Here is a 4268-nt window from a genome sequence, read left to right as displayed (position 1 = left end):
CAAAATATGTATCAATAAGCTGCTGAACATTAGTTAAAACATTCATATTTGTGTCTTTCCTAAAGTATAAAAATTCAAATAAGCTATGAAACTATTTTCAGTTTCATAGCTTATTTGCGGTTATTTATTTTGCTTTGAATCTAAATTTGAATCTTCATAATCTGAAAAAAGAGAATCAAATTTATCAGTTTCCATAGAAGTACTTTCATTTACAGGTTTTTCAGGATTGCTTATTAGACTTTCTATACTTTCTAAAATAGTATCTTTGCTCTTATATTTGCATGCCAGCTCGTGATTAGAGATAAAGCTTGTTATTTTATAAGGTTCGCAGTTATCTAGTTCAAAATATGTATCAATAAGCTGCTGAACATTAGTTAAAACATTCATATTTGTGTCTTTCCTAAAGTAATCCTCCATAATTTCTGGTGGTTTTTCATATAATATAGATTTTGCTGCTCCATCATATTTACTTACAGAATCATTCAACTCGCAAGCATGCTTTAGTATATCAACAAAAGATTTATCACTCATTCGCACTATTAATGCTGCAAACTCATGTCTACTTGTATCATTTTCATACCATTGTGTTATTCTTTTATGTATTGATCTTAAATAAAGCTTTTTTTCAAATCCAATAAAAATTTCAAGAACTTTAATCTTGAAATTTAAAATTAGTTAAATCCATTACTTTCCGAGTCAGAATCACACTCTTTTATACCTGATAATAACATGTAAAAAGTAATTATAGGTATAGACAAACTTATAACATCATATAAATCTTCTATAGGTTTTCCTTCTGCAGAATACAAGAACATAAGTGTTATTCCAATAGATATTAGTATGCAAAATGCAAATATCAGAAATCGTATAGAGTAATAGTGATACTTAAAATTATTTTTAATGAATTTTTTTATGTTATCATCAATCCCAGTAGAATTCGTCAATTTTACTTTGATTCTTTTATTGTTCCATTCTGGACAAATCCATAAAAAGTATGTAAATAGAGTGCCTATAATCCCAAAGACTTGCCATGTATTATTTATAAGTAAATTATTTAAACTCATTTAATTTATATGCATCCTTAAGAGGTATAATATTTTTTAAATCAGTATCTATCCATAATATTTCGTCATGAGAATATTTAGATATCTCGCTAGAACTAAAATCGCTAAATTGTTCAGCTACTTTATTTAAGACAAATAACTCTTCTTGTGAATAAGCATCTTCAGATAACTTATAAACAGGATTAATGTACTTTCCGTAAGTTGTACTTTCTATTTTTATTAAACCTTTTTCTTCGATATTTTCTAAATATGAATCTATATCTTCTATTACTGGACCAAAATAATCACATACGAAGTCTGTATTCAATAAGTCTTGCTCATATTTTTTGTAAAATAAAAATTGAGTATAGAATAGTAACTTATTAAGTTTAGTTTTATAAAGTCTTGTTTTTGTATTGTTAGCGAAAAATAAAACTAACTTAGCAAATGTTTTTAGATTCATTTTTTTTCCCCCATTGTTGTTAAATTTTTCAATATAAATAACCTTACCCATTATATCACTTCCTATTCGACAAATAAATAAAAAATCCTCTTTTAACGTTAAAATAACGTTATTTTTAAGTATTTAAAAGTATTTAATTATAATTAATAGTATGATTATTGTCTTTAAAATATTTATTAATCCGTTTAGATAAAATTTTATTATAAAGGCTGGATATAATTCTAGTCTTTATTTTTTTGAGTATCTTAAGTTTACATAATTTAATTACTTGAAACTAAATAAAGTTATTAAAAACTATAAAAATATTTAAAAAGGACAGGCAAATTTGTGTGTAGCACTACATATAAATAAATATAGCTACACAGAGAGGAGGAAATTTAATGAGCCGTAAGCAGAGTTTAAAACTTCAATTATCATTTAAAGAGAATATAAGAGATTTAGAAATTTATACTTTTTTATTAGATGAGATAAAAGATACGTTAGGTATAAGCACATATATAAAAATGTTGATTTCCAAAGATGAAAAGTTTATTAGTTATACAAAAAAATAAATAAGCTTAATGCTTAAAAAGAGTGCCCCTGCCAGCAAGCGAAAGCACTCTTAAAGGGTTGAACAACTAGTAATGTGTTCATTTTATATTATTCTATGTAATTCATTAAAGTCCTTTAATAAGACATTCAAAAATTATTGTAGCAGTTACCATACCCATGTAAAATGTATACATATTCAATCCTCCGAACGATATTTTTATTATATTTTCCGAAATAAGGAGGTTTTATACATGAAAATTATAATTAATGGTTATTCAGTAATAGAGCACTTCAATATCAAATTTCAAGAAAACATTTTTATAAAATTAAATAGAAGAATAGAAATACTTAAGCAAGATAAGGAACAATATCTTTTAGTAGTTGTATTATTAGCCTTACTTATAACTTTAAATCCTAGTTTATGTTTTGCAGAGGGATTTGATTTTTCAACTGGCCAAGAAATATTAAATAAAGCACAAATTTATATCGGTATAGCTGGAAGTATCATGTGCACTATAGAACTTGCTACAGAGTTAATTAAAGGTGGCAGAGGATATTTTCAAATTTTATACAAATACGGAACAGGATATGCAGCAGTATTATTAGCTCCAACTATATTTGAAATGATTAGAAATTTATTCTAGGAGGTACTGCTATGAAGGATTTACTATGGAATTGTTTTAAGGGTTTTATGAAGGAATCTGTATTTGCAGATATGTGGCAAAGTATATGTAATTTGTTAAAGCATTGCCTTACTGGGATATATGGAATAAGTTTTTACGTATTATTAATATTATGTATCTACAATATTATTTTAGCAACATTAGGATCTAAAGAAGGAAAAATAAAAGCTGTTAGCTGTGCAATGATTTGGGGCATGGTAACAATGGTTGCTTCTATGTTGGGGGTGAACTAAATGGCTAGAATTAAAACTCTTAAATTTAGTGATTGTATAAAATTAACCAAACCTAAGTATAGATATCTTAAAATAATACCTCATACTTCATGCAAGAACAATAAAGCAGATGAAATAGCTTCTTATGTTAATTACATGTATAAGAAATTAAATAAAAGAATGATTAAAAGTGAAAAAGGATTAATAGTAGAATCAAAATGTAAATTATCCTATTATATATACATCACTAAAAACGATGCAAGTTTTTATTTTATCGTTCCTGAATATCACTTAGAAATGATTAAAAATAAAATATACAACTCTTGGAGTAAAAAAGTAAATGTAGTTGAAGTGAATGAAATCCCTAGATTTACAGATGATAGCAGCAAATGTCAAATGACTTATAAGAATGTAGATGGACTGTCGTTAGCGGTAGATAAAAGAGATAATGACTTATTAGCAAGCAATCTAAGTGTGATAACATCAATGAAAAATGATGATGCAGTAGGTATAATATATAACTTTATACCTAGTTCAAATCGCGACAGTAAAGTATGGTTAACTAGATATGAAGAGGACTACGAAAAATTTAGAAGTAATAAAAATATAGAAAGAATTAATTTAGATTTGAAACAAATTACAAAGTTAGCATTCGTTAATTTTATAAAAGTAGCTGATACATTCATAAAGGAGATACAAACAGCTTTAGCTAAAGAAAATATACAAATAGAAGCTATTAATAAAATAAGCGGCGCAATAGATTCCAAGAGAAGCTTGTCTAACGCGAGTATTAAAAAGAAAAATGATACTATTATAAAAACACAAATAGTAGTAATGAGCCAATCTAAAGATAAAATCCAGCAAGAAAAGCTACTAGATTCATTGTCAAATAGTTTTGAGGTTATAAAAGAAGATAATCAACTCATACCTAAGCAAATTAAACATAAATTTCAATATGAAGATTACAATTTCAAGACTGATATTATTCAATGCTCTGATAAAGAATTAGGAGGAAATGTAATAAATCTTCCAGGTAAAAGATTATTGTATGAATATAAAATTGATAAAAATGAAGTTACAGAATCAATGCTTCCAGAAGAGCTTAAGACAGGATATATAAAGCTTGGAGAAAATAAATATAAAAACAATAAAGAAATAGCATATTTTAATTCTAAACCTTCTTTAATAAATTTACCTATAGCTATTCTTGGAGGCAGTAGAAGTGGTAAATCAACTTTATCCGAAAATATTTGTAAGAATATAATTGATGCAGGAGAAGGGTTGATAGTATTTGATTATATTAAAAATACAGAATTTGCAGATAACATAAGGAGCT

The 4268-nt window shown here is 26.2% G+C and carries 7 protein-coding genes; 4 read left to right on the top strand and 3 right to left on the bottom strand.

Annotation, left to right across the window (positions count from 1 at the left end; genetic code table 11):
- Window positions 1-120: 120 nt before the first annotated feature.
- From J7G74_RS06075 to J7G74_RS06065, 3 genes are all read right to left on the bottom strand, one after another.
- A complete protein-coding gene (locus J7G74_RS06075; protein ID WP_297133151.1) occupies window positions 121-531 on the bottom strand; it encodes a hypothetical protein in 411 nt (136 codons plus the stop codon).
- Window positions 532-671: 140 nt separating this feature from the next.
- The gene (locus tag J7G74_RS06070; protein WP_297133149.1) at window positions 672-1064 is read right to left on the bottom strand and encodes a hypothetical protein; all 393 of its coding nucleotides are present in this window, start codon (window positions 1062-1064) and stop codon (window positions 672-674) included.
- Window positions 1051-1506: a Panacea domain-containing protein gene (locus J7G74_RS06065; protein WP_297133147.1), complete on the bottom strand. Its 456-nt coding sequence runs from the start codon at window positions 1504-1506 to the stop codon at window positions 1051-1053. The genes J7G74_RS06070 and J7G74_RS06065 overlap by 14 nt, the downstream gene beginning before the upstream one ends.
- A 380-nt stretch (window positions 1507-1886) precedes the next feature.
- Between J7G74_RS06065 and J7G74_RS06060 the strand changes: the two genes are divergently transcribed.
- The 4 genes from J7G74_RS06060 to J7G74_RS06045 all read left to right on the top strand — a co-directional run.
- Complete coding sequence (locus J7G74_RS06060; RefSeq protein ID WP_297133146.1) at window positions 1887-2057, top strand: hypothetical protein; 171 nt, start codon at window positions 1887-1889, stop codon at window positions 2055-2057.
- Window positions 2058-2288: 231 nt separating this feature from the next.
- A complete protein-coding gene (locus tag J7G74_RS06055; protein ID WP_297133143.1) occupies window positions 2289-2681 on the top strand; it encodes a hypothetical protein in 393 nt (130 codons plus the stop codon).
- A gap of 11 nt (window positions 2682-2692) precedes the next feature.
- Window positions 2693-2953 carry a hypothetical protein gene (locus J7G74_RS06050; RefSeq protein WP_297133141.1) on the top strand — a complete coding sequence of 87 codons (261 nt, stop codon included), beginning with the start codon at window positions 2693-2695 and terminating at the stop codon, window positions 2951-2953.
- Window positions 2954-4268, top strand: a 1315-nt coding sequence (locus J7G74_RS06045) for a hypothetical protein (protein ID WP_330616426.1), incomplete at its 3' end; no start/stop codon positions are given. It abuts the gene before it with no gap.

The sequence above is a fragment of the Terrisporobacter sp. genome (assembly GCF_017888745.1).
Lineage (GTDB): Bacteria > Bacillota > Clostridia > Peptostreptococcales > Peptostreptococcaceae > Terrisporobacter.
This window is presented reverse-complemented; position numbering and strand designations above follow the sequence as displayed.

Bases quoted from the DNA above. Each gene is read 5' to 3' on its own strand.
- J7G74_RS06075 (WP_297133151.1), bottom strand. From the start codon at position 531: ATGAGTGATAAATCTTTTGTTGATATACTAAAGCATGCTTGCGAGTTG.
- J7G74_RS06070 (WP_297133149.1), bottom strand. From the start codon at position 1,064: ATGAGTTTAAATAATTTACTTATAAATAATACATGGCAAGTCTTTGGG.
- J7G74_RS06065 (WP_297133147.1), bottom strand. From the start codon at position 1,506: ATGAATCTAAAAACATTTGCTAAGTTAGTTTTATTTTTCGCTAACAAT.
- J7G74_RS06060 (WP_297133146.1), top strand. From the start codon at position 1,887: ATGAGCCGTAAGCAGAGTTTAAAACTTCAATTATCATTTAAAGAGAAT.
- J7G74_RS06055 (WP_297133143.1), top strand. From the start codon at position 2,289: ATGAAAATTATAATTAATGGTTATTCAGTAATAGAGCACTTCAATATC.
- J7G74_RS06050 (WP_297133141.1), top strand. From the start codon at position 2,693: ATGAAGGATTTACTATGGAATTGTTTTAAGGGTTTTATGAAGGAATCT.